Consider the following 26,221-nt stretch of genomic DNA (forward strand, 5'->3'; position numbering starts at 1 on the left):
CGAGGCAGGTTTCTCAAAAATCGCCATCCATGGCGATTTTTTGGAAACCTGAACCCGAAAAATGTTTTTCCTCTGTATTTCTAAGACGTTATTATGTAAATTTTGGGGTAACACCAGGAAGGTTGTTCTGTTTTTTGTCAGTGAATATTTGTTGGCGATATTTCTTGGTACCAATGAGTTTTGTTCTAAAAAGGAGTTGGAAGAAATTAAAATAAAGATAGAAAAAATTGTGAAGGAGTAAAGTATATGGGCTTTTTTGATATTTTTAAGAAAAAGAAAAAAGATGAAAAAATAGAAGAGGAGAAAGTTGAAGTTTTAGAAACGGAAGAAGAAGCAAAAGATGATGAGGTAGCAGCGAAAGAAGATTTAAATTCTGAAGAAAAGAAGGAAGTTGTTGTGGAAATTGTTTCCGAAACAAATGTTAGACAAGAAGATACTTCAGAAAATGAAGATGAGAAGCAATCTTTTTTTAAACGCTTAAAGGAAGGATTAAGCAAGACTTCCAATAAACTTGTGGGTGGAATTGAAACCATATTCTTTGGAAAAAAAGAGATAGATGAGGATTTGCTTGAAGAGTTGGAAGAGTTGTTTGTTACTTCCGATGTGGGGGTTAATACTACTTTGAAAATTATTGATGAGGTTAGAGATGAAGTTTCGAGAAAAGTTTTAAAAAATCCAGAAGAGTTAAAAAATTCGATAAAAGATAAAATCTTTAATATCTTAAGCTTGGATAACTCCTTAAAACAGGTTGATGAAAAGCCTTACGTTATCCTTGTGGTGGGAGTTAACGGTGTAGGTAAAACTACAACCATTGCCAAGCTTGCAAAAATGTTTAAGGATGAAGGGTTGAAAACTGTTTTGGCTGCCGGAGATACGTTCAGGGCTGCAGCCATTGATCAGTTGCAAATCTGGGCTGATAGAGTAGGTGTTCCTGTTATTAAACAGAAAGAAGGCAGTGATCCGGCTGCGGTTATTTATGATGCCGTAGTATCTGCAAAGGCTAAAGGGTATGATGTGTTGATTGCCGATACTGCTGGAAGATTGCATACAAAGTTTAATCTTATGAATGAACTTAAAAAAATTGTGAGGGTTATTAAAAAGGAGATGCCTGAAGCTCCACATGAGATTTTGCTCGTTTTAGATGCAACATCCGGGCAAAATGCAGTTAGTCAGGCAAAGATTTTTAGTGAGGCTGTAGGGGTTACAGGTATAGTACTTACAAAACTTGATGGGACTGCAAAAGGTGGAGTGATTGTAGGGATTGTGGATGAGTTAAAAATACCTGTGAAGTTTATCGGATTTGGTGAAAAGATGGATGATTTAAAGCCTTTTGATGCTAAAACTTTTGTGGATGCTCTTTTTGAGACTGAGTGGTAGGAGTTCAATGTTCAAAGTTCAAGGTTCAATGTTTAGGTGTGGTTGAAAAATGAGGTATATTTCTAATTTTGATGGACAGATTGATAAAGAGAGCTTTAATTGGTTGTACAAAAGGAGTGTGAATTCTATTTATCCGCCCATTATTGCAAGAGTTGATAATAGATTTTACCAGTTAAATAATTTTGATTATGATGGTGACGATGTTTTTCTTGAAAATTTTGAGTCTTATGAGAGTGTTGTAAATTTTTCTACATCCTTGTATTCGAATATAAATTTGGTTGAGTTAGCTAATATTTTGGAAGTTGCGGAAAATTTTAAGTGTAATATTGATAAGGTTAAAGTTTTTCAAGAAAGAGGGGTAAAGGGTAAAAAAAATTTTGAAGCATTAAAGAATATTTTGAATATGCCTGATAAATTTAAAAGTTATATCGTCGATAAAAACATAACTCTAAAATACATATCATTGTTTTTAAGGTTGAAGCAGAATTTGAAAGATATTGTTTTGGATTATATTGAAAAAGAGACTCCTTCTGTTGGAGATTTTAGAAAACTGCTTAATTTTTTGTATGACTATTCGAGACTTATTAATATTGATTTTTATGATAAAGAGTATTTTGAAAGGATTAAAAGAGAAAAGAATAAACAGCTTTTTGATGTTTTGGTTGCTTTTGATGAATTACAAAAACAGTTTGGTAAAAATGTGAAAATAATATCTAAATCAAATTTTGAAACATGCGATTTCGAGTTGAATGTGAGATTTTCAAACACTGATGAGCTTTTTATGGAGATAGAAAAAATAAAAGAAAATAAGGATAAAATCGAAGAATTTTTTGAAGAATTAAAAGATTATGATTTATGTTGATAAAGCTTCTTTAAATTCAATACCTGTAAAGATTATCGAGAAGAAAGGTATCCCTTTTGAGGTTATTTCTGAGAACGATTATAGTGAAATTGAGGATAAAAAGAGTAATATCCTTATTACGAGTAGCTTAAATAAGTTTGTACATCCTTGTCCGGCAACAAAAAATTATAGATGTTGCAATTATCAGGTGGTTGATGCCATTGAAGGTTGTCCATATGACTGCAAATATTGTATTTTGCAGGTGTATCTCAATCACGAATACATCAAAATATATTCCGATCTTGAGGTTATTAAAAAGGAAATTTTAGAACTAAATAGCAGGGGTAGATTTAGGCTTGGCACTGGAGAATTGTCAGATAGTTTGGCTCTTGACAATATTTTTGAGTTTTCAAAATTTTATGCTGATATTGTGAATAATCTTGAAAATATACAGTTTGAGTTTAAAACAAAATCAAAAAATATTGAAAACTTATTAAATTTAAACCCTAAAAATATTGTAGTATCCTGGAGCCTAAATCCTGATTTTATTGTAGAAAAAGAAGAGATTAGAGCTGCCCCCCTTTCTGAAAGGATAAATGCAGCAAAGATGTGTGCAGAAGCAGGTTTTAAAGTGTCTTTTCATTTTGATCCTTTAATCTATTATGAGAATTTTGAAAAAGGGTATTCGGATGTGATTGAGATGCTTTTTGAAAATATACCTGAAAAATCAGTGGAATTTATTAGTGTTTCTACTTTTAGATTTATTCCTGAGTTGTATGAAAGGGTTAGAGAAAAATTTGGTGAGACAATACTTTTTGAAAACAATTTTATTGTAGCCGGTGATGGTAAGATGAGGTATTTTAAGGGGTTAAGAGTTAATATGTTGAGATTTGTCATAGAAAAGATTAGAAGTTATTGGAAAGATGTTTTTATATATTTTTGTATGGAACAAAAAGAGATATGGGATAAGCTGATGAATTTTGATCCTGGTGAGAGGGAGCAGTTCGAAAAAAATTTTCCGTGGTATTGCTGTAGTTAGCATTCTTTTGGCTAGCTAATTAGTTCTCACTGAAAAAGTGAGAACTAATTAATAAATAAAATTTTTATAATTTTAATAAATTTTAAATTAGTTCCTAGCAAATAGTTAAAGAAGAATGACACACATATGAAGACATGAATAAGGCACAATATTATAATTTCCATCCCCTAAATTAGTTTTCTTTTAAAAACTAATTTACTAAAAATAATTATTTACAGTCTTATCCTATTTTTAGGGGGATATAAAGGGGGGTACCCCTTTTATGTCCTGTAAAAAATATTCAAAAACTGGGGAGAATTTTTATGGTAAAATTGAAATGAATCAATTATTATAAATTAGTTGCCACTTTTTTAGTGGCAACTAATTATAAGCAATAATGTAACTCCCTCGTGTTTTTGCTTGATTTTGCAAAAAAGTGATTGAAACGTAAAGGCGGCTATTGCGAGGAGTGAGTGCCTCAATAGGAGTCTTACTGTTTGTTATTAAATTGAATATTTATTAATATCGAAATCTTACATCGAGGTGCTCGAAACAGAGTAATCTTTTTGTTTGAAAGGAGTTTCTCAGTGACAACTGCTGTAAGAGGTGAAGTTGCTGTATTTGACATTGGGGGTACAAATACTAAATTTGCTGTTTTTAACAGTAAAAGAGAAATTTTATCTAAAGAAGTTGTCAAAACACCATCAAGTTATGATGAGTTGTTATCATTGATTCGTGAAAAAAAAATAAATAGAGTGGATGTGGTTGTTTTAGGTTTGCCGGCTGTAATTGATTACAGCAATTATAAAGTTATTTATGCACCAAATATTGATTATCTCACAAATAAAGATTTGGTGAGAGATTTAAACTTGGAAAATGTCTTGATTGAAAATGATGCCAATCTTGCTGCTCTTGGCGAATATCATACTTTTTGGAAAGATAGTTCAAGTATGCTTATGGTTACCATTGGTACGGGAGTCGGAGGCGGTTTAATACTTGACGGTAAACTATTGAAATCAAAATTTTCAGTGGCTGAGATAGGGCATATAAATGTTGAAAATGATGGAAGAGTTTGCGGATGTGGTAACAGAGGATGTTTAGAGGCATATTGTGGCAAAAAGGGGATTCTTACAACCTATGAGATTTTGGGGGGTGCAAAATATAATTCAATAAATAAGATTTATGCCGAAGCTAAGCAGGGAAAGCTTATAGCTTCATTAACATTTAGACAATTCGCTCACTATCTGTCAATAGGTTTGGTATCTGCTTTGAATGTTGTTTATGTGGAAAATATTGTTATTGGTGGCGGAATTTCCCATTTTGGAGATATATTTTTCAAAGATTTAATAAAATTTTTTAATTCAAAAATATACCCACCGTATAAAAAAAGTGTTATAATAAGTATTGCTAATCTTAAAAATGACGCGGCCCTTTTTGGAGGATTCTATTATGCTAAAGAAAGTAATTTTCTTCTTGATAATAATAGCACTAATCATTCCAAATAATTATGCTGCCATTAAAATATATTTTGGAAAAATTACCGAGATAAAAGGGACGCCATTAGTTAACGGTAAAAGAGCTAAAAAACGAAAAAAGGTATATGTGGGTGATAAGATTGTTACCGATTCCAAATCGTCTTTATCAATTATTATGAAAAACAAGACGGTTTTCGTTATTTCTCCTGATAGTGAGGTTATCCTTAAAAAGACTGATAGGCGTAATGGTAATACAGAAATTGAACTGAAAAAAGGAAGTGTTAGATCTGTAGTGGCAAAGTTAAAGCCTAGGGATAGGTATTCCATTATTTCGGCTGGTGCTGTGGCTGGGGTAAAGGGGACTGAGTTTATTGCATTTTCAAACAGCGAGGCTCTATGTGTATTTACTGATGAAGGTGTGGTAAACATTTTAACGGATAACGGTTCAGTGGACACTAGAAAGGGAGAGATGACGCAAGCTTCAAAAGGGATTATGCCTCTTGAGCCTGTAAACTTTGAGAAAGATGAAAAACTCAAAGAGATGTTTCAGACATTATTGTCGATTACGGATTTTAAATTGCCTGATGAATTAGAAAAGAGTAAGAGGTTGCCCGATATTATTGCTAGATGGAATATAAATTATGCCAACTATTTAGCTGATAGTAAAAAGTATAATGAGGCTTTGAAATCATTGGATTATGCATATTTATTTGCAAAATCACCTGATTTTAAGGCAGAGGCATTATATAAAAAATCGATAATTAAGTCGAAATTTTTTAATGATTTAAGCTCTGCTGAGAAACATTTATTAGATATTTTAGTGAGTTACAAAGATACAATCTATTATGAATATGCTGTATTTCAAATAGGATTTATTGCCTATGAACAGAAAGATTACGAAAAGTGTAAAGAGTATTTTAATAAGTATAAAAAAGAATTTCCAGAGGGTCGTTTTAACTCAACTGTGGACGTGATACTGAATTTGATCCCTAATTAAGAAGTTAATTATACTATAATTAAAGAGAAAAATGTTGAAAAAAATCGTTTATTTTTTAATAGCCATTGCTGTTTCACTGTTTATTTATTTTCTCTATTATAATCAATATGACTTTCTGAATAGTATAGATACAAAGTTGCAGGACAGTAAGTTCAGACTTAGATATTTTAAAAAAGCATCTGATAAAGTAGTGCTAGTTGCCATCGATGGTAAAAGTATAGATAAGTATGGCAGATGGCCCTGGGATAGAAAACTATTTGCGAAGTTGATTGATAAATTAAACGACTATGGTGTGAAAACCATTGCTCTGGATGTTGTGTTTTCCGAACCATCCAATCCTGACTCAGATGCTGCCTTATCAAAAGCAATCTATCGAGAGCAGAATGTAATTTTGGGCTATTTCTTTAGAGACACCATTAGTGAAGAAGAAGCTGAAGCCGCTATGGAAAGGTTGCCTGATTTTTCAATTGAAAATATAAACTTGCTTGAAGAAGTGGATAAATTGCCTATTCTGTCTTTTCGAAGTGCCGAAACCAATATTGATGAAATTGCAGAAGGAGCTTATTCAAAGGGATTTTTCTCCGTTTTTCCTGATAGGGATGGAATTTTAAGAAGAGTTCATCTTGTGGCCGATTTTAATGGTTTTATTATGCCCTCTTTGGCACTTTCTGCTTTGTCTCATTATCTTGATGAGGAGATAACACTTTATGTGGACAGATACGGTATAAATAGGTTGCTTTTGGGAAAAGAACTTATTCCTGTGGATATGGATGGAAGTATTCCTGTAAATTTTTACGGGACAAAGGGGACCATAACTACCATTTCGGCGGCTGATATCCTTGAAGGAAAAGTTGATAGTAATTTGCTAAAGAATAAATTGATTTTTCTTGGAATAACAGAAATTGGTGTGGGTGATTATCAGGCTACTCCTGTTGATTCTAGCTTTCCAGGTACAGAGATTCACTGCACATTTGCATCAAATGTTTTACAAAATTTCTTTCTGATTAAAGATAGTAAGACTGTAATAATGGATATTGCGACAATTTTTCTTTTACCGTTGATTGTCGCTGTTATTTCCGTTTTGTTTCGAAGAGGGATATACTCTTTTGTGACTACATTATTTTTTTCGTTAGCTTATTTTTATTTTAATTTTAAAATGTTTGATGTTTATAATTTTCAACTTTCCACAATCTATCCTTTTTCATCTGTAATGTTATCTTTTATTCTTATTGAAATTTATAAGAATTTTGTAGTGGAGCAGAAAAGCAAGTATCTTAAAAAGGCTTTTAGTAGCTATATTTCTGAAGATCTCGTTGAAGAGATTTTGCAAAATCCTGATAGATTGAAATTGGGAGGTGAAAAAAGAGATATTACAGTTCTTTTTTCAGATATTAGAGGTTTTACAAGCATTTCAGAAGAGTTGGATCCTGAGTCGCTTGTTAGCCTTTTAAATTCTTTTTTGGGACCAGCTACTGAGATTATACTTAAAAATAGAGGTATGCTTGATAAATACATAGGTGATGCAATCATGGCAATTTTTAATGCTCCGGTAAACCTTAAAAATCACAGAGATATGGCGGTAAAATCGTCTATGGAAATTGTATCACTTCTAGATAGGCTTAATGATGATTTTGTTAAAAAAGGGTGGCCTAAACTTGATATTAGCGTAGGGATAAATAGTGGAGATGCAGTTGTGGGAAATCTTGGCACTGAGCGGCGCTTTGACTATACTGCAATTGGGGATACCGTAAATCTAGCAAGTAGATTGGAAGGGCTCAATAAATATTATGGCACTAAAATATTAATTTCAGAATTTACTAAAGCAGGATTAAATGAAGACTTTCCTTTGAGACTTGTGGATACTGTAAGAGTTAAAGGGAAAAATAAACCTGTTGATATTTTTGAGGTAGTTGTGAGGAAAGTTGATGATGAGTTTTTCAAACTTTATGAGGAAGGCTTGGCATATTACAGAGAGTTCAATTTTGAGCAAGCAAGAAAAAGGTTTGAGATACTTGCTGAAAGATACCAGGATTATTTAGCTGAAGTTTACTTGGAGCGTATGGCTAGTTTTAAGGGCGCTAAGGAAGAATTTGATTATATAACAACGTTTTATAAAAAGTAATGAAGCGTTGTCAAGTAATGAACTAATTTTCATTGTATATTCACTGTTTACAGTAAAATAAAAATACTTTTACTATAAAATAATTGTTGACATTTTTTAGTTAAAGTGCTATTCCGTTTTGCATGGAGAATATAAAACGTTATAATAATATAGAGCGTTATTACAAAATTTGTGATACTGCTACTAGTTCTAACTACCAAGATTTTCTTGATCTATTAAAATCTGCTGAAACTTTAAAAGAAGAAAATAAAAGCGTTAAAACCTATACCTACAGTGTAAAACCAGATGTTGTGGTTATATCAAATGATGATTTATTTTTAAAAAAATTTGAAGATACTTATTCAGGTGTTTTAAACGTTATATCAATTTATATATCTGAAAAGACAAATAATGATTTTTATACAGCAAGTGAGTTTGAAATAACTGGTGGGTTTCCTGAATACACTGTTAATGTTAAGGTTTTTTCTCCTATAGATTTTGAGAAATGTGTATGGTGTGGGAAATGTTACATTACATGTCCCGAACAATGTATTGATTTAGATTTAAATATAGATTTTTCTAAATGCACATTTTGCGGTGAATGTGAAAAGGTATGTGAGTTTGAGTCAATCCAGATAAAATTAATAAATGAGTTGAGTATAAATGCTTCTTTTATTGTCATTGATAACGATGATTTGAAAAATGAGTTTGCAAAAATAGGGGTTGAGTTATTTGGTGCTGATGAAATAGATAAGTTGTTTGAAAGAGTAGGCGAGTATCAAGTAGAAGAATTGGTTTTACATGAAAATGAGATCTGTCAATATTCTCCAAAATTAGGTATAGGCTGCAGGCGGTGTTTGCAAGCATGCAAATATGATGCTCTGTATGTGGATGATAATGGTATAAAAGTTAATCATCTTTTGTGTGTAGGTTGTGGTGGATGTATTTCTGTTTGTCCTACTGGGGCTATGCAAAATGGTTATTTTAAAGATGATGTTTTTATAAAATACTTTCAAACATTGCAGTTGACTGAAGATGTTATACTACTACTTGGTGATGAGGAAAATATAAGAAAGTTTTTGTGGAGTAATCATAATAAAAGTTTTGAAAAGAGTTATCCGATACCGGTTGATCCTAAATTTTTAAATGTAATGCACTATCTCTTTCTATTTTCCATTGGGGTAGCAAAGTTATATCTGCTTAATGATAAACTTGCTGATAAAAACGAAGTTAAATTTGTTAATTCTTTTATAAAATTTCTTTTTGGTTATTATCCTTTTATAGAGTTTATAGAGAAATATGATGAATATTCAGAAAAAAGCTACCAAAATCCTTTGGAAAATAAGTATAACAATTTCAGCTTCAGTAGCAGAAGAAAGAAACTTGCTGCAATCTTAAAGTTTCTTTATGAAAACTCTGAAAAACGAAATGTTTTATTAAAGGATAATATCTTAGATATATTTGGTAATGTATTGCTTGATAAAGATAGATGCACACTATGTCTTGCTTGTGTAAATCACTGTAAGATAGGTGCACTTTTAGCAAAAGAGACAGATTATACTTTAAATCATAATCCGTCCATTTGTATTCAGTGTAGAATATGTGAAAAAGTGTGTCCTGAAGAGGCTATTGAAGTTGCTTCAGGTTTACTGTTAGCTGATGAATTTTTTGAGTTAAAAGTTTTGAACAAGGATGAACCAATGGTTTGTCCTGGGTGTGGTAAGGTTTTTGGGAATAAGAAAAGTTATAATGCAGTGAAGGAGAAGTTATCTTTGGCAGGTTTGTTTGAAGTTAAAGGGAAATATCTCAATTATTGTGAAACATGCCGAGTAAAAATGCTTTTTGGAGAGGAGAAAGATGCCCAATGAAATAGACGACACAAGGGTTTTTTTGTATGATTTATTGAAGTCTTTTTTTGTTGATGAACCTAATGAGAAGATTTATTCTGAATGGATCGCTATTTTCGATAAGTTCAAAAGAGATAATCTTGAGATAAATGATCATTATGAAAAGATGCTTTCATATTTTTTGGAAGTTTTTCAAAACTATAATCTCGATAAGCTTAAAAATGAATATTATGAGCTTTTTGTAAATCCTTTTAACGATAATCTAATCAATCTAAATGCTTCCTATTATCTTGATGGTAAGAATTTTGGAGAAACTCTTGTCAAATTGAGAGGATTTATCTGGGATAAGGGGTTGGAGAAGGATGAAAATCTGAAAGAGCCGGAAGATTCAATAATTTTTATGTCTGATGTGATGATTTACTTGATAAAGAATATGGAAGATGATAAAGTAAAATATGGTTATAATATTCAGAAGGATTACTTTGAGACATTTCTTGAACCTTTCTTTGATCTGTTTTCTAAAGCTCTTAAAAATCATGAATCAGCATATTTTTATGCTTGCTGTGGTATGTATTTAGACTTTTTAACTAATCTAGAAAAAAGTTATTTAAACGAAGTCGTTTAAGTGGAGGTGTTTATGAATTCGAAGAGAAGTAGCAGAAGGGAGTTTTTGAAGTTAGGTGCTATTACCACTGTGGGAGTTATGGCAACTTTGAAAGGGAAAAAGGTTATTGCGAAGGAGCTACAGGAGAACAGTTCTGAAATTCTATATCGTGAAACTGAACATTTTAAAAAATATTATGAATCTTTGAGAAGCTAAGGAGGTTCAAATGGCTGGAAAAAAACTAAAATCTGTTACTAGAAGTATTAGTTCGGGAAATCTTATTACAGTGGATAGAAATCCTCAAATTGGTAGAAGAACATTTCTAAAATTATCTGCAGCTACAGCTGCTTTTGCAGGAATGTCTTTATCTCCAACTTTTGTAAAGAAGGCAAACGCAGCTAAAAATCCTTATCCAAATTCTAAAATAGTAAAAACAATTTGTACTCATTGTGCTGTAGGATGCGGAGTTTATGCTGAGGTTCAAAATGGTGTATGGGTAAGGCAGGAAATAGCTCAGGATCATCCTATTTCTAGGGGTGCTCACTGTTGTAAAGGTGCTGGCGCCATTGATATGGTTACAAGTACAAAAAGGCTTAAATATCCATTGAAAAAAGTAAATGGCAAATGGCAGAAAATAAGTTGGAAACAAGCATTGGATGAGGTTGCAAATAAACTTCTTGAGATTAGGAAAAAAAATGGCCCTGATGCAGTAATGTGGATTGGTAGTGCCAAAGTTTCTAATGAGATGGCTTATCTTCAAAGAAAGCTTGCTGCATTTTGGGGTACAAATAACATAGACCATCAGGCAAGAATTTGTCACTCAACAACAGTTGCAGGTGTGGCAAACACCTGGGGCTATGGTGCCATGACAAACAGTATTAATGACATAAGGCATTCAAAATGTGTTTTTATGATAGGTTCAAACGCTGCAGAAGCACATCCTGTGGCAATGCAGCATATTCTTTATGCAAAAGAAGTAAATAATGCCCCAATCATTGTAGTTGATCCAAGATTTACAAAAACGGCTGCTAAGGCCACAGATTATGTAAGAATTCGCTCTGGTACGGATACTGCATTTGTAATGGGTTTAATAAATGTAATTATTCAGAATGATTGGTATGATAAAGAATTTGTTAGAACAAGAGTTGCTGGTTTTGAAGAGCTTAAAGAAGTTGCTAAACATTATACTCCTGAAGAGGTAGAAAGAATTACTGGTGTGCCTGCAAAAGAAGTTGTTAGAATAGCCAAACTTCTTGCTGATAATAGGCCAGGTACTGTTATATGGTGTATGGGTGGAACTCAGCATTCCATCGGTAGTAATAATACAAGGGCATACTGTATTTTACAGCTAGTTCTCGGTAATATGGGTAAGTCTGGTGGTGGTACAAACATTTTCAGAGGGCATGATAATGTGCAAGGTGCCACAGATATGTGTATTCTTTCCCATTCTCTTCCAGCATATTACGGTCTTTCTGATGGTGCATGGAAACATTGGTGTAGAGTTTGGGATGTAGATTATGAATGGATGAAATCAAGATTTAAAAATAAAGAGTATATGAATAAAAAAGGATTCACTCTTGCTAGATGGTATGAAGGTGCTATTCAGGAAGATAAGATTACACAATACACACCTTTGAAAGCTGTTGTATTTTGGGGTTGTTCATCAAACTCTCAATCACAGTATCATAAACTGAAAAAAGCACTTGATATGCTTGACCTAGTGGTAATCATTGATCCTTTCCCAACTATGACGGCTGTGGCAAGTGACAAAGATAATGTTTATCTTTTACCTTCTTCAAGCCAGTATGAAACTGAGGGAAGTATCACCAACTCTCAAAGAGGAATACAGTGGAGATACAAGGTAGTAGATCCAATTTATGAATGTAAAGATGACTATACAATTATGCAGGAATTAGTAAAAAGGTTTGGTTTTTATGATAAGTTTTTCAAAAACATCAAGAAGATACCTGAGGATGTAACAAGAGAGATTAATAAGGGAGCCCTTACCATAGGTTACAACGGTCAAACCCCTGAACGTATTAAAAAACATACAGACTACTGGCACACTTTTGATGTGGATACTCTTCAGGCTAAAGGTGGTCCATGTGATGGTGAATACTATGGATTACCATGGCCATGTTGGACTACAGAACATCCAGGAACACCAATACTTTATGATATTTCTAAACCTGTTGCTAAGGGTGGTTTACCTTTTAGGGCAAGATTTGGAACATCTTATACATATCCAAATGGTAAAAAAGAGAACTTGCTTGCAGCTGATGGTGTTGCCAACCCTGGTAGTGAAGTAAATGGTGGTTATCCAGAATTTAAGGATGTAGTTCCAGGCACAAACTGGAAGACTGATTTAAGTCAAAAAACAATTAAAGAAGCTATAAAGCGTGGGATGGCTCCATTTGGTAATGCAAGAGCAAGATGTTATGTTTGGAACTTCCCTGACCCAGTACCAGTTCACAGAGAGCCAATTCACTCTCCAGATCCTGAGATGATTAAGAAATATCCAACATATAATGACAAGCCTGATCATTACAGAGTTTATACAAAATATAAGAGTGAACAGAAACTTGATTGGGTAAAAGAGTTCCCACTTATTCTTACAACAGGTAGACTTGTGGAATATATGGGTGGTGGAGCAGAAACAAGAAGCAATAAATATCTTGCTGAATTACAACCAGAAATGTTTGCTGAAATCAACCTTAAAACAGCAAATGATTACGGAATTAGAGATGGTGAAATGATATGGATAGAATCTCCAAATGGTGGAAGAATAAAAGTGAAAGCAAAAATCACTGATAGAGTAGATGATAAGACTATTTTCCTACCATTCCATTTTGGTGGTTTCTTCATGGGTGATTCATGGGCAGGAAAATATCCTGAAGGAACAGAGCCTTATGCGCTTGGTGAAGCTGCTAACGTTGTTACAAATTATGGTTATGATATTGTTACGCAAATGCAAGAGACCAAGACAGGTCTTTGCCGCATCAAAAAGGCTTAATGGAGGTTTATCATGGGTAGAATGAAATTTTTATGCGATGTTGATAGATGCATAGACTGCAATGGGTGTGTTGTAGCTTGTAAAGAAGGTCATCATGTTCTTGTAGGGATTAACAGAAGAAGGGTTATTACAATAAATGAGGGGAAACCTGGAGAAAAAAGTGTATCAGTTGCCTGTATGCATTGTTCTGATGCTCCTTGTATTGCAGTTTGCCCTGTTGATGCGCTTTATCAGAGGGAAGATGGCATTGTATTAGTAAATAAAGATGTATGTATTGGATGTGGCTACTGCTTCTTTGCATGCCCATTTGGTGCACCACAGTTTCCTAAAGGTAATTCCTTTGGTGCAAGGGGAGTTATGGATAAGTGTACCTTCTGTGCAGGGGGACCTGCAGAAACCTTCAGTGATAAAGAAAAGAGATTGTATGGTCAGAACAGAATTGCTGAAGGGAAAGTTCCTCTTTGTGCAGGGATGTGTGCTACAAAGGCGTTGCTTGCAGGTGATGCTGATAAAGTGGCAGATATTTACAGAGAACGCGTATTCAAAAGAGGCTCTGGAGCAAACGCCTGGGGTTGGGATAAAGCTTACAATAGAAAATAGAGGGGAAATTTCCCCTCTTTTTAATTAAAAGGGTGGCCGATATGTATAATAGACTGGTAACTGTGGCTATTTTTTTGTTTATAACTGTGTCCTTGTCTTTTGCATATTTTCATGATTATGAAAAATATAAGCTTGAGTATACACAAAGCTATGGAGTTGTGTCCACCACCAAATCCTACAATGAGATTACTAACGTTTTTACAGGAGACTGGCAAAAATTCGGTCAGAAATTTACCATTTTACAAAAAAAATATTTCAGAATAATATATTTTTGGCTAGTGATTGGTATTCCTGCCATATTTTTACTCCATTATCTTGTGATTGGTCCTAAAAAATTTAGTCATGAAGGTGAGAAAATTCTGGTTTTTAACTTGTTCAACAGGTTTGTACATTGGATCACTGCTGCATCCTTTACAATTTTGATAACTTCAGGATTGGTGATAATATTTGGTAAATATTTTGGCGGTGGATCGTTTGTAAGAACTATGCGTTACATTCATGCTCCTGCAGCTTTGGTGTTTGTCCCTTTTGCTATATTGATGTTTTTGATGTGGGTAAAAGATATGATAATTGCTCCTGGTGATATCACTTGGTTTATAAAATTTGGTGGTTATTTAAGTAAAAAGACTGAAAATATAATGCCAGTTGGTAAGTTTAATCCTGGACAAAAAAGTTGGTTTTGGCTTGCCACATTGGGTGGTATGGTAATGGGATTTACTGGATATTATATTTTTAGTTTTGACACGCATGTGGATAATTTGAGATTGTATGCTATGATACACAACATATTAGGTATGGCAATGGTGGCTATGTTTTTTGTCCATCTGTATATGGCTATTTTTGCTATCAAAGGTTCTTTGAAATCTATGATTACTGGTTATAAACATGAGGATGAGATTCGTGTGTTACACTGTAAATATTACAAAAAAATTACTGGTAAAGAATGTAGTAAATAATAAAAAATTCTAAGAAATGATGGGCGCTTTTTAATAAGCGCTCATTTTCTTTTCTAACTTAGTTCTCACTGAAAAAGTGAGAACTATTTATTAAATGAAATTTTTTTATGATTTTATTAATTTTTAAACTAGTTAAAAAAAAATAATTTTCCTGAATAAATAAATATAATATTGTTTTTATCCTATTTTTGGGGTTCTTAAAGGGGGTACCCACTAAATTAGTTGCCACTATTTCAGTGGCAACTAACTTCTTCTGGAAAAATCATAAAATTTCTCCTATATTCCTTTAAAGAGGTGACAAGTGGAAATATCATGTGCTATTCTTGCTGGCGGTCAAAGTAGAAGATTTGGTAGTGATAAAACTGTTGCAAAATTATGTGGTTACTCTTTCACTGAGATACTTTCAATAAAATTATCTAAAATTAGCAGTGATGTAATGGTTATAAGTAAGGATAATTCAAAGTTTGATTTCAAATATAAGAATGTTCGATTTGTTAATGATGAATTTGAGGCACAGTGCCCATTGGTGGGGATAATTACGGCGCTTGAAAATGCGGTAAATGAGTGGGTTTTTATAACATCAGCTGATTCACCTCTTTTGAAAGTTGAAATTATTGATTTACTTTATAATCATTTGGGGAATTATGATGTATTGTTACCGGTTATTGATGGAAAAATTTATACACTTACAGGTTTTTATAATAAAAGGATTTTAAATATTTTATTAGATTATTTCAGAAAAGGTATATATCGCTTACTTGACATATATCCTGAATTAAACATATCTTATTTTAATGATGTTGGAAAGATCAAAAAGGTGGATACAAATTTACTCAGTTTTATAAATATAAATACAAAGGGTGATTATGAGTATGCAAAAGAAATTGCCGAAAAAGTTGGTTTGGGAATTTAAAACAAAAACATATGATGCAAAAAGAAAGTTATTTGATAAAAGTGAAAAATACGTAATCAGGGAAGAAAGCTATGGAATTTTTATAAATGGTAAGAAATTTACATCTGTTATGCTTGTACCTGAGTATGAAAAGGAATTTATTTATGGTTTTCTTTTTACATCAAAAATTATTGATAGTGTAAAAGATATAAAAAGTTTCAGAATGTGCGAGAACAGGAATGCTTATATTTTTCTTAATGAGTACAAAGAATTTGTAGATGAAAATAAATGGACAGTTACATCTGGTTGTGGTGGTGGAAAAGTACTTGAGAAAACTTACAGAGGATTAGAGAAGATTGAAACAGATTTCAAAGTTGATGCAGATGAAATTATCGAGATCTTCAAAAGACTTGAAAAAGAATCACATCTTCACAGTCATACAAGATGTGTGCATAAATCATATTTTTTTGGTAGAGATGGGTTTACTTTTACTTGTGAAGATATTGGGAGACATAATACAATAGACAAGACAATTGGTGCCATTATGCTGAATGAGAGAAGTTATGACGGTGTTATATTGACAACAGGAAGATTAACATCAGAGATGGTGCTGAAGTGTGCTAGAGCGAAAATTCCCGTTGTGGTGTCCAGGACTGCGCCATCAAAAATGGGTATTGATATTGCAAACAACACAAATATGACATTGATAGGTTTAACATCTACTAGAGGATTTACTGTTTTTACTAATGAGTTTAGGTTAAAATGTTAAATGATGAATTATAAATGCTTGTTTCCGACCGCTATTTGGCAAGTCGACGTCGATCGTATCAGAATGACAGGAGAAGGGGCATTCTGAGCGTTAGCAAAGAACCTCAATTGTCATTTATCATATTTAAAATTATATTAATGAAGGGTAAGGATGGGATTTAAGCTTTTTTCTGATTACAAGCCGGAAGGTGATCAGCCTAAAGCAATAAAAGAGATAGTGGAAAATTTTAAAGCCGGGATTAATAGGCAGATTCTTCTTGGTGTTACCGGTTCTGGTAAAACTTTTACAATGGCAAATGTGATAAAAGAGTTAAATGTTCCTACACTAATAATTTCACACAACAAAACCCTTGCTGCTCAGCTTTATGGTGAATTTAAAAGTTTTTTTCCGGAAAATGCAGTAGAATATTTTGTTAGTTATTATGATTATTATCAACCCGAAGCTTATATTCCTACCACAGATACATATATAGAGAAGGACTCTTCTATAAATGAACACATTGATAGGATGAGGCACTCTGCAACAAGAAGTTTGTTAGAGCGAAGGGATGTTGTCATAGTTGCTAGTGTATCTTGTATTTACGGACTTGGATCACCTGAAGCTTACTATGGCCTACTTGTAAGCCTTGAAGTAGGTGATGAGGTGAATCTTGAGGAGGTTATTGAGAAGCTTGTGGAGATACAGTATGAGAGAAATGAGTATGATTTTCATAGAGGGACTTTCAGGTTAAAAGGGGATATTCTTGAAGTGTTTCCTTCCCATGAAGATAGTATTGCATACAGAATTGAGTTTTTCGGTGATGAGGTGGATGCTATTTCTGAGTTTGATCCCGTTACAGGTAAGACAATAAAGAATAGACCTAAAATTGCGATCTATCCGAATACTCACTATGTAACAGCAAAAATTACAATAGAGGATGCCATAAAACAGATAAAAATGGATTTGATTAAGAGGGTTCAAGAATTTGAAGATGCAGGGAAGCTTTTGGAAGCTCAACGATTAACTCAGAGAACAATGCATGATATTGAGATGTTAAAGGAAACGGGGCATTGTAAAGGGATTGAGAACTATTCGAGATACTTTGAAGGAAGAAAACCCGGTGAGACTCCGCCTACTCTGTTGAGTTATCTACCTGAGGATGCATTGGTGATAATTGATGAATCTCATATAACCATCCCACAAATTAGAGGGATGTATCATGGTGACAGATCGAGGAAAATGAATTTGGTGGAATACGGTTTCAGATTACCTGCAGCATTGGATAATAGACCTTTAACTTTTGATGAATTTTATCAAAAGGTTGGTAGGGTCTTGTATGTAAGTGCAACCCCAGGGGAGTTTGAAATCGAGGATAGTAAAGGGGTTGTGATAGAACAAGTGGTTAGACCGACTGGTTTGATAGATCCAAAAATTGAAGTTAGGCCTGCAAGAAATCAGGTGGATGATTTGTATAATGAGATATTGAAAACTGTAGAAAATGGAGAAAGGGTTCTTGTTACAACACTTACTAAAAGGATGGCTGAGGATTTAACATCTTACTACAGGGAGCTTGGAATAAGAGTAGAATATATGCATAGTGAAATAGATACCATTGAACGTATAAAAATCATAAGAGATTTGAGGCTTGGTAAATTTGATGTGCTTGTAGGGATAAATTTACTTCGTGAGGGGTTAGATATTCCAGAGGTAAGTTTGATTGCAATTTTGGATGCAGATAAAGAAGGGTTTTTGAGGTCTGAAAAATCTTTGATTCAGACAATTGGTAGGGCAGCAAGAAATGTGAATGGAAGGGCTATTTTTTATGCTGATAAAATAACTAATTCTATGAAAAAAGCTATTGAGGAAACAGAGAGAAGAAGAAAAATTCAATTAGAATATAATGAAAAGCACGGTATTACTCCTGAATCAATTAAAAGTAAAATCCATAATATCCTTGAAAGCATTTATGAAAAGGATTATTACACAGTGGACGTGGATGATGAGCTTGGAGTAACTCTTACCGGTAATAAAGAGAAAGACATTGAAACATTGGAAAAAGCAATGTATAAAGCAGCAGAGAATTATGAATTTGAGAAGGCTGCAAAAATAAGAGACCTTTTATTTGAATATAAAGGGGTATTAAAGTGAAAAATATTAAATTTACTGTTGATGGAATGGGAATAAAAGGAGGATTCCTCTGAATGGGGTGTCCTGATGCTATTTTGGCTCATCTTGCCGGGTTGCAGGATGTAAAAGAGATTTCATTTGATATTAGAAAGAGAGTTTTCACTGCTGTTGTGAATGATGACTATGATAAAGAAAAGTTGCAGAAGGAAATTGATATAGTGTCAATAAAAGAAGGCAGAACGTTTACATTGGAAAGTTATGAAGAAATTTTTTAAGTACTCTTTATTAACATTTTTTATAATAACTTTTTTAGTGACTGCTGTTTTTTTTGTTTATATTTACAAGCTTAGCAGTGAATTACCATCCATAAAAGAGTTGAAAAGTTTCACTTACAAACAACCCAGTATAATTCTTGATGCTAAAAACAGAACTATAGCTGAAATTGGTACAGAAAGAAGATACCCTGTTCCGTTGTCAGATGTGCCTGAATATTTGAAGAATGCTGTTGTCGCAGTAGAGGATAGCAGATTTTATGAACATGGAGGGGTAGACTTTTTAGGGATTGTTAGGGCGTTTATAAAAAACATCAGAGCTGGTAGGATTGTAGAAGGCGGATCTACTTTGACTCAGCAGCTTGTAAAGGTTCTTTATCTAACGCCAGAAAGAAAACTGAAGAGAAAAGTAAAAGAAGCTATTCTTGCCTACAAACTGGATAATTACCTGACAAAAGATAAAATTTTAGAGATGTATTTGAATCAGGTGTATTTTGGAAGAGGTGCTTATGGAGTGGAGGCAGCGGCAAGGGTTTATTTTGGCAAACATGTCAGTGAGTTGAGTATTGATGAAGCGGCACTTATTGCAGGTTTGCCGAAAGCACCAGGTCTTTATGCACCACATATTAATCCTGAAAAGGCCTTGAAGCGAAGAAACCATGTTTTGTATAGAATGTTTGAAGAAGGCTATATAAATGAATTGCAGTATAAAGAGCTTTCTGAAAAACCGATAGAAATTGTGCCTAAAGCACCAAAAATGATAAAGCATGCAGAATATTTTGTGGATTTTGTTACCCAATATATCAAGAAAAAGTATGAACTTGATATAAAAGATAAAGGGTATAAGATATTTACAACTTTAAATTTAGATTTCCAGCTTGCTGCTGAAAAATCTGTTCGGCAAAACCTCTTAAATCTTTCAAAAAGACAGGGGTATTTTGGCCCTTTAGGGAATTTGGCTGACATAAAGTATGAGAAATTGAAGAAGAAATATTTTTATATAAATGAGTTGGGTTTTGATTTTGCTGTAGTTAAAAAGGTAGATAGATTTAAAGTTATATTGGATATTGATGGAGAAATTGGTGAATTGAATCTGAAATATAACAAGTGGGCAAAACCTTATGGTTCTAGGTTAAGGTATCTTGATGATTTTAGGAAGATATTAAGAGAAAATGATGTGATATTAGTAAAAAAATCAAAAAATAAACTTTATCTTACTCAAATTCCTCAAACTGAAGGTGCCCTACTTTCCATATCGCCAGAAAATGGTTCAATATTTGCTATGGTGGGTGGCTTTTCTTATAATAGAAGTATGTTTAACAGGGTGGTTCAGGCGAAAAGACAGGTGGGAAGTCTCTTCAAGCCTATTGTTTATTCTGCTGCAATCGAAAAAGGTTATAATATAAATACATTGATTTATGATGCTCCTGTTATCTTGAGTAAAGGTAAAGACAAGGGGTACTGGAAACCTGAAAATTTTGAAGAGGAATTTTATGGGTTTACCACTCTAAAAGAGGCGCTGACACATTCCAGAAATGTGGTGACAATCAAACTTGCAGAAAGACTCGGTGTAGACACCATAAAAGCTTATGCAGAAAAATTTGGTATAACATCTCCTTTAGAAAATGATTTATCCATCAGCATTGGTTCTGGTTCAATCTCACTTATGGAGATGGTATATGCCTATTCAACTTTTGCTAACCTTGGGATGAGAGTTCAACCTTATTTTGTGAAAATGGTAGTGGACAATAACGGTGAAATTTTGGTGGAAGAAGTTCCTCATGACAAAATTGAGGTATTAAAACCATCTACTGCACATATTATGTCTGACATTTTAATAAATGTAGTGGAAAATGGAACTGGAAGAAGAGCAAAAGTTATTCCTCGTATAATTGGCGGCAAGACAGGGACAACAAACGAATACCGAGATGCATGGTTTATAGGTGTGATGCCAAATATCGTAACAGGTGTATGGACAGGATTTGATGATTTCAAGCCTATAGGTAGGCTTGAAACAGGTTCAAGAGCGGCACTCCCTGCTTTTGTATCATTTACAAAAGCTATTGTGGATTATTTGCCGTTTAAAGAGTTTCCAGTATCTTCTGATGTTACATACTATAAAGTGGATTTGAATACTCACAAAATTACCGATAGTTATTCCACAGAGTTTTCCTTTGAACCGTTTTTTGATAACAGTTCTAAAGAGTCCATAGAAATTCAGTAACTGATGAATGCAATAGATTTGTTCCCCTATATTAAAATAGGTAATGATGGTGATATTATTGATTTTAACAATGAAGGTGAACAGATTTTAAACAAATTGTCTTTATCTGGAGTAAAAGAGGTTGGTAATTTTCTCCTTGATAAAATAAAAGATAATAAAAAGTTGATAGCTATTCAGAATAGTTATTACACATATAAAGTGCATAGTACTGATGATGTTTATTCACTGTTTTTTTTACCTTTAGATTATCTTGATGTTAGCGCTTTTTTTGATATGGGGCTTTTACAGCATGAATTGAAAAACCCACTCACAATTATTGATGGAACAATTCAGCTTATGATGAAAAAGAGCAATGATGATTTTACTCTAAGATGTGCTGAGGTGATAAAAAGGGAATGTTCAAGACTTTATGAATTTGTACAAAATTTAAGGATATTTTTTGATCTAAAAGTTGATCTTTCAAAAAATAATATAAATGAGCTTGTAAAAAAACTTATTGATTCAATGTCGATGCTTTTTGCTGATATTATTTTTAGAGTGGAGATTGATCCTTCTGTATCAGAATTTTTCTTTGATTATCAAAAAATGTATGTTGCATTACAAAATATTGTAAAAAACTGTTGTGAGGCTCAGAAAAAAGGAGAGATATTTTTGCTTATTCATATAGATCCTACAATAAAATTTCAGGATTCTGAAAAAAATAAGTTGTATCCTATGATAAAAATTAGTATAATTGATATAGCAGGTGGAATGGACAAGCAGATGTTGGACAATATTTTTAAACCTTTTTTCACTACTAAGAATAAAGGGATGGGGTTAGGGCTTTCTATAGCAAAGGAAATCGTTACTGCTCATAAAGGTAAAATTGAAGTATCGAGCGAAGTTGGTAAGGGAACAGTTTTTAACATATATTTACCTTATATAAACTAGTTAGCTCTGATAAAGTACTAATTATTTAAAAATTTGGAAATTTTTATGGGGTACTTTGTTTGCTTTACTCATTCAGAATGACATTTTTACTTATGTGTCATTCTGAATGTATAGTTTTAATGATGAAAAATGATTTTTAATATATGAAGTAGTAGGTGGTTCAGTTGAGTAAGATAGGTAATGTTTTAATTATTGATGATGAAGAGCATATTTTGTGGTTGTTAAATGAGTCTTTACAGGATGAGTTTAATGTATTTTGCGCTAAAAATTCAGCGAAAGCAGAGCATTTTATGAATGATTACAACATTGATGTTTGTCTTATTGATTTGTTTCTTGAAAATGAACATGGCCTTAATTTAATTGAAAAATGGAAAGACAAATATGATACAAAATTTATTGTCATTACTGCTCAAGATTCAAGTACCTCTGTCATTGAATCTATGAAGGCTGGAGCTGTCGATTTTATTTCGAAGCCTTTTGAACTTGATGAATTGAAAGAAAAGATTGTTGATGCATTAAATTTTCAAAAAAGTGATATAGAGCTTCCGTCTGTGGAATACGACTTTCAATCAAAATCGAAAAGGATGCTTGAGATATATAAGCTGATTGGGAAGGTCTCTACATCGAATATCAATATTTTAATAACTGGAGAGACAGGCACTGGTAAGGAAGTAATAGCAAGATTGATTCATAAAAAAAGTATACGTGCGAACAAGCCCTTTGTAGCAATAAACATGGCAGCTATACCTCAAGAATTGATTGAAAGTGAGCTTTTCGGTCATGTTAGAGGTGCTTTTACAGGAGCAAATAGCGATAAGGCTGGGAAATTTGAAGAAGCTAATTACGGTACAATTTTTTTGGATGAAATATCGGAGATGGATCTAAATTTACAGGTAAAGCTTTTAAGAGTATTGCAAGAGAGAGAAATTACAAGACTTGGTTCGAATAAGCCTATAAAGCTTGATGTGAGGGTAATTGCAGCTACAAATAAGAACCTTGAAGAATTAATTGAAAAAGGGAAATTTAGAGAGGACTTATATTACAGATTGAATGTAATAAATATAGAACTGCCACCTTTGCGGGAGAGAAAAGAAGATATACCTATACTAGTTAGTTATTTTCTTCAAAAATATAGATATATTAAGAATAGACAGTTAAGTATCAGTAATAGGGCGCTTGAAAAACTGATCTCATACCATTGGCCTGGAAATATAAGGGAACTGGAAAATGTTATTCAGCATATGATTGTGCAAGCAGGTGGGGATGTAATTGATATATCTGATATGCCTGAAAAGATTTTAAAGAGTTCGTTTAGTGGAAACTCCATAAAAAAAGAGCTTTATGAATTAGCCATGAAACTTATATCTGGCGAAGATAAGATAAATGGACATACTGTTTATGAAGAGTATGTTAAAATTGTGGAAAGACCGCTTATTGAAGCAGCCCTTGAAAAAACAGGTAACAATAAATCAGCTGCAGCGCAGTTGTTGGGTATTAATAGAAATACTTTAAGAAAAAAAATAAAGGATTATGAAATTGGATGAGATAACTAAAAAAGAAATAATTGAACTTTTAAAGCAATCTTCAAAACCTCTCAATTTTAATCAAATTTTGTATTTATCAGGGATTGAAAAAAAGGTTTTAAGGAAAACACTCAGAACTCTTATAATTGAAGGAAAAATAATCAAGTTTAAGAATGGTAAATATGCTCCTTGTGAGGTATTGGACCTAGTTATAGGAACTGTGGACGGTCATCCGGATGGTTATGCTTTTTTAATACCTGAAGATAAAGAGCTTGAAGATGTGTTTATTCCACCTAAAAAGCTCAATGGCGCAGTTCATGGAGATAAAGTTACAGCAAGAATAGTAGAATTTAGAGGGAAGAAAGAAGCTCATGTAATAAAGGTTATTGAGAGGGGATTTAAAAGAGTTGTAGGTAGAATTGAGAAATCAAAATACTTTGCATACGTTATACCTTATGAAAAAAAGTTTTTTTATGACATATATATCCCTAATAAATACGCTAAAAAATTGAAAGATGACGATGTTGTTATTTGTGAGATAATAAAGTATCCGGAAAAAGGTAAAAATCCCGAAGGTAAAATCAAAAAAGTATTGGGAAATTTATACGATAAAGGTATCGAGAATAAAATAGTTTTAGCAAAATATGATTTACGCATAAATTTTCCTAAAAGTGTTAAGAAAGAGGTAAAGGAGACTGCTGATTTTTATTTCAAAAATGCAGGAGAGAGAACAGACTTTACAAGACTTTTTACTGTTACGATTGATGGTGAAGATGCAAGGGATTTTGACGATGCTATTTCAATAGAGAAAACTAATGGTGGCTATATCCTTTATGTGCATATTGCCGATGTAGCTCATTATGTAAGGCCTGGTACTAATATTGATAAGGAAGCATACAATAGAGCCACAAGTGTTTATTTCCCTGAATTTGCAATACCTATGCTCCCTGAAAAACTCTCTAATGAACAGTGCTCATTAATGCCTAATGTAGAGCGTCTTGCAATGACTGTAAAGATAGAATATGACAAAGTAGGCAATAGAAAAAAAACATCATTTTATCAGTCGATAATAAAAAGCGATTATAGATTAACTTATAACTACGTAAATGATTTGATTGATGGAAAAGAGGAAACAGATGATGAAAATTTGAAGTATCTTGTGGATGTGAGCAAGGAGTTGACAGATAAATTGATAAAGAAGAGAAAAAGGATAGGGATGATAGATTTTGATTTGCCTGAAGCTACTTTTATATTTGATGATGATGGTAATTTGATAGATATTGTCCCTTTTGAACGTAAATTCTCACACAGAATTATTGAAAATTTCATGATAGAAGCTAATGAGGCTGTAGCTGAGTATCTGGAAGAACATATTGATATTTCAGTATTCAGGGTGCATGATTATCCAGATGCGAAAAAGGTAAAAGAGTTTAATAAGATGTGTCAGTTTTTTGGTATTGATGTGTTGATGCCAGATGAGATTACCCCGGAAATGATCCAAAAGATTGCAGAGAAAGTAAAAGAATCAAAGTATGGTTATGTACTTGGTTCTATGCTCGTAAGGACAATGCAGAAAGCTCTTTATTCCATAGATAATATAGGGCATTTTGGGTTAGCATCGGAATCATATACTCATTTTACAAGTCCCATAAGAAGATATCCAGATTTACTTGTTCATAGAATTTTAAAAACATTGTTGTTTAGATATGATTACAAGATAAATAAAGAGTATTTGGGTAAAGCTGCTGATCACTGTTCTAATATGGAGCAAAATGCTGAAAGTGCTGAAAGGGAAATCCATCAGTATAAAAAACTTAAGTTTTTACTTGAAAATAGAGACAAAGTGTATGATGCTTTTATAAATCGTATTTCTTCAAACGGCTTTTTCATCTTTATTGAAAAGTTGTTATTAACAGGGTTTGTGCATATTTCTTCTCTTGATAATGATTATTATGTTGTTGATATAGAGACAAATACTATTTTCGGTAAAGCGTCGGGTAAGAAATACAGAGTAGGGGATTTTGTTAAGGTAAAAGTTGATAAGGTTAATTTTGACTATCTTGAAGCCGATTTTATTTTAGTTGAATAAATTTACTTGCCAAGAAAATTTTATGCGATTATATGGTTAATTATTGCTGGTATAGCTCAGTCGGTAGAGCAACGGATTCGTAATCCGTAGGTCGCCGGTTCAAGTCCGGCTACCAGCTTAAAATTAGAGGTAAGGTTCTCCTTACCTCTTTTTTATTTAAAGTAATAGATTGATTTGATAAACTTGAAAAATTATTCTACTGGTTTATCGATGAGTTGTTCTTTAATTTCTTTTCCAGGTTTGAAATAAGGAACTTTTTTGGCAGGGATTTGAACCTTTTCTCCAGTTTTAGGGTTTCTGCCTACTTTTGCTTCTTTTTCTCTTACTTTAAAACTACCAAAACCTCTAATTTCAACAGGTTCACCCTCTTTTAATGCCTCTTTTATTGTGTTAAATACACCATTCACAATAAATTCTATCTGCTTTTTTGTTAATTTAGGATACTGCTCAGAAATCTTCTCAATAAGTTGAGATTTGGTCATTTTATAACCTCCGTAAAATTTTAGATATTAAACCGTATTTTAATCTATAAAATTATAACCTAATGATAAATTATAGTAAAGTCAAATTGTAAATTTTTTTAAACA

Annotated in this window: 21 protein-coding genes and 1 tRNA gene; 21 read left to right on the forward strand and 1 reads right to left on the reverse strand. The window is 32.9% G+C overall.

Features of this window, described 5'->3' with window-relative positions; genetic code table 11:
- The first annotated feature begins 246 nt into the window (after nt 1–246).
- The 21 genes from ftsY to FHQ18_RS06940 all read left to right on the forward strand — a co-directional run bounded on the left by ftsY (nt 247) and on the right by FHQ18_RS06940 (nt 25,752).
- Complete coding sequence (ftsY, locus tag FHQ18_RS06840) at nt 247–1,377, forward strand: signal recognition particle-docking protein FtsY (RefSeq protein WP_149266427.1); 1,131 nt, start codon at nt 247–249, stop codon at nt 1,375–1,377.
- 49 nt (nt 1,378–1,426) lie between these two features.
- On the forward strand, nt 1,427–2,239 hold the full coding sequence (locus tag FHQ18_RS06845) for a hypothetical protein (protein ID WP_149266428.1): 813 nt from the start codon (nt 1,427–1,429) through the stop codon (nt 2,237–2,239).
- On the forward strand, nt 2,226–3,257 hold the full coding sequence (locus FHQ18_RS06850) for an SPL family radical SAM protein (RefSeq protein WP_149266429.1): 1,032 nt from the start codon (nt 2,226–2,228) through the stop codon (nt 3,255–3,257). The genes FHQ18_RS06845 and FHQ18_RS06850 overlap by 14 nt, the downstream gene beginning before the upstream one ends.
- 566 nt (nt 3,258–3,823) lie before the next feature.
- Nucleotides 3,824–4,741, forward strand: a complete 918-nt coding sequence (locus tag FHQ18_RS06855) for an ROK family protein (RefSeq protein WP_188020363.1) — start codon at nt 3,824–3,826, stop codon at nt 4,739–4,741.
- Nucleotides 4,686–5,708: a FecR family protein gene (locus FHQ18_RS06860; RefSeq protein WP_188020364.1), complete on the forward strand. Its 1,023-nt coding sequence runs from the start codon at nt 4,686–4,688 to the stop codon at nt 5,706–5,708. Before FHQ18_RS06855 ends, FHQ18_RS06860 begins: the two co-directional genes overlap by 56 nt.
- 31 nt (nt 5,709–5,739) lie before the next feature.
- On the forward strand, nt 5,740–7,830 hold the full coding sequence (locus tag FHQ18_RS06865) for a CHASE2 domain-containing protein (protein WP_149266432.1): 2,091 nt from the start codon (nt 5,740–5,742) through the stop codon (nt 7,828–7,830).
- Between the two features lie 122 nt (nt 7,831–7,952).
- Complete coding sequence (locus FHQ18_RS06870) at nt 7,953–9,677, forward strand: 4Fe-4S binding protein (RefSeq protein WP_149266433.1); 1,725 nt, start codon at nt 7,953–7,955, stop codon at nt 9,675–9,677.
- The gene (locus FHQ18_RS06875; RefSeq protein WP_149266434.1) at nt 9,667–10,281 is read left to right on the forward strand and encodes a TorD/DmsD family molecular chaperone; all 615 of its coding nucleotides are present in this window, start codon (nt 9,667–9,669) and stop codon (nt 10,279–10,281) included. Before FHQ18_RS06870 ends, FHQ18_RS06875 begins: the two co-directional genes overlap by 11 nt.
- 12 nt (nt 10,282–10,293) lie before the next feature.
- Nucleotides 10,294–10,476 (forward strand): hypothetical protein, encoded by a 183-nt coding sequence (locus FHQ18_RS06880; protein ID WP_149266435.1) that lies wholly within the window; start codon nt 10,294–10,296, stop codon nt 10,474–10,476.
- 10 nt (nt 10,477–10,486) lie between these two features.
- The gene (locus tag FHQ18_RS06885) at nt 10,487–13,273 is read left to right on the forward strand and encodes a formate dehydrogenase subunit alpha (RefSeq protein WP_149266436.1); all 2,787 of its coding nucleotides are present in this window, start codon (nt 10,487–10,489) and stop codon (nt 13,271–13,273) included.
- Nucleotides 13,274–13,285: 12 nt separating this feature from the next.
- Nucleotides 13,286–13,873 carry a formate dehydrogenase FDH3 subunit beta gene (fdh3B, locus tag FHQ18_RS06890; protein ID WP_149266437.1) on the forward strand — a complete coding sequence of 196 codons (588 nt, stop codon included), beginning with the start codon at nt 13,286–13,288 and terminating at the stop codon, nt 13,871–13,873.
- 41 nt (nt 13,874–13,914) lie between these two features.
- Nucleotides 13,915–14,829, forward strand: coding sequence for a formate dehydrogenase subunit gamma (locus tag FHQ18_RS06895; protein ID WP_149266438.1), 915 nt, complete (start codon nt 13,915–13,917; stop codon nt 14,827–14,829).
- A gap of 301 nt (nt 14,830–15,130) precedes the next feature.
- Complete coding sequence (mobA, locus tag FHQ18_RS06900) at nt 15,131–15,742, forward strand: molybdenum cofactor guanylyltransferase (RefSeq protein WP_149266439.1); 612 nt, start codon at nt 15,131–15,133, stop codon at nt 15,740–15,742.
- Entirely contained in the window at nt 15,702–16,490 is a 789-nt protein-coding gene (gene fdhD / locus FHQ18_RS06905) for a formate dehydrogenase accessory sulfurtransferase FdhD (RefSeq protein WP_246798674.1), read from the forward strand. Before mobA ends, fdhD begins: the two co-directional genes overlap by 41 nt.
- Nucleotides 16,491–16,640: 150 nt before the next feature.
- A complete protein-coding gene (gene uvrB / locus FHQ18_RS06910; RefSeq protein ID WP_149266441.1) occupies nt 16,641–18,617 on the forward strand; it encodes an excinuclease ABC subunit UvrB in 1,977 nt (658 codons plus the stop codon).
- A gap of 53 nt (nt 18,618–18,670) precedes the next feature.
- Nucleotides 18,671–18,871 carry a hypothetical protein gene (locus tag FHQ18_RS06915; protein ID WP_149266442.1) on the forward strand — a complete coding sequence of 67 codons (201 nt, stop codon included), beginning with the start codon at nt 18,671–18,673 and terminating at the stop codon, nt 18,869–18,871.
- A gap of 37 nt (nt 18,872–18,908) precedes the next feature.
- Entirely contained in the window at nt 18,909–21,092 is a 2,184-nt protein-coding gene (locus FHQ18_RS06920; protein WP_246798676.1) for a penicillin-binding protein 1A, read from the forward strand.
- Nucleotides 21,093–21,095: 3 nt separating this feature from the next.
- Nucleotides 21,096–22,022, forward strand: coding sequence for a two-component system sensor histidine kinase NtrB (locus FHQ18_RS06925; RefSeq protein WP_149266444.1), 927 nt, complete (start codon nt 21,096–21,098; stop codon nt 22,020–22,022).
- A gap of 155 nt (nt 22,023–22,177) precedes the next feature.
- Entirely contained in the window at nt 22,178–23,566 is a 1,389-nt protein-coding gene (locus FHQ18_RS06930) for a sigma-54-dependent transcriptional regulator (RefSeq protein ID WP_425457886.1), read from the forward strand.
- Complete coding sequence (rnr, locus tag FHQ18_RS06935; RefSeq protein WP_246798678.1) at nt 23,553–25,634, forward strand: ribonuclease R; 2,082 nt, start codon at nt 23,553–23,555, stop codon at nt 25,632–25,634. Before FHQ18_RS06930 ends, rnr begins: the two co-directional genes overlap by 14 nt.
- 45 nt (nt 25,635–25,679) lie before the next feature.
- Nucleotides 25,680–25,752, forward strand: a tRNA-Thr gene (locus tag FHQ18_RS06940).
- 73 nt (nt 25,753–25,825) lie between these two features.
- On the opposite strand, the gene FHQ18_RS06945 is transcribed toward FHQ18_RS06940, so the two are convergent.
- Nucleotides 25,826–26,116: an integration host factor subunit beta gene (locus FHQ18_RS06945; RefSeq protein WP_149266446.1), complete on the reverse strand. Its 291-nt coding sequence runs from the start codon at nt 26,114–26,116 to the stop codon at nt 25,826–25,828.
- Nucleotides 26,117–26,221: the final 105 nt, after the last annotated feature.

Source organism: Deferribacter autotrophicus, assembly GCF_008362905.1.
Taxonomy (GTDB): Bacteria; Chrysiogenota; Deferribacteres; order Deferribacterales; family Deferribacteraceae; genus Deferribacter; species Deferribacter autotrophicus.